Raw genomic sequence first — 741 nt, 5'->3', positions numbered from 1 at the left:
GGCTTTTTTGACCCAAATAGTAAAACACGGGTGTCTTGATTCGACGGCGCTCGGATTAAAGGAACGACGTCGCTCAATTTCCGGCTTGCGATGAATGAAGCGAACCCGGAGAAAATACATCGTTCGCCGCCGTCATTTTGGAGCTTTTAATGAAATTTCGCTTTCCAATTGTCATCATCGATGAAGATTTCAGATCAGACAATTCTTCGGGCTTGGGTATCCGTGCCATTGCAGAAGCCATCGAGAAAGAAGGCTTCGAAGTGCTGGGTACGACCAGCTATGGCGATCTATCGAAATTTGCTCAACAACAATCCCGCGCCAGTGCCTTTGTGCTGTCCATAGACGATGAGGAATTCACAACCGGTCCCGATCTGGACCCTGCCGTCTTGAACCTGCGGACCTTCATTGAAGAGGTGCGTTGGAAGAACAAAGATGTGCCGATTTATATCTACGGCGAAACCAAGACCAGCCGCCACCTGCCCAATGATATTTTGCGCGAATTGCACGGGTTCATTCACACGTTCGAAGACACGCCAGAATTTGTCGCCCGTCATATCATTCACGATGCCAAGACCTATTTGGAAAGCATTCAACCGCCGTTCTTCAAGGCGCTTCTCGACTATGCAGAAGACGGATCGTACTCGTGGCACTGTCCGGGGCATTCCGGCGGTGTGGCATTTCTGAAAAGCCCGATTGGACAGATGTACCACCAGTTTTACGGCGAAAACATGCTGCGCGCCG

The 741-nt window shown here is 50.3% G+C and carries 1 protein-coding gene; it reads left to right on the top strand.

What is annotated here, in order from left to right; translation table 11 throughout:
- Positions 1-149: 149 nt before the first annotated feature.
- Positions 150-741 (top strand): Orn/Lys/Arg decarboxylase N-terminal domain-containing protein (locus AB9F26_RS22160; RefSeq protein WP_369769119.1); only part of this gene is annotated, 592 nt, incomplete at its 3' end.

The sequence above is a fragment of the Falsihalocynthiibacter sp. BN13B15 genome, from assembly GCF_041205415.1.
Taxonomy (GTDB): domain Bacteria; phylum Pseudomonadota; class Alphaproteobacteria; order Rhodobacterales; family Rhodobacteraceae; genus Falsihalocynthiibacter; species Falsihalocynthiibacter arcticus.
Note: the sequence above shows the minus strand (reverse complement) of the source record. Positions and strands in the feature narration are given on the sequence as shown.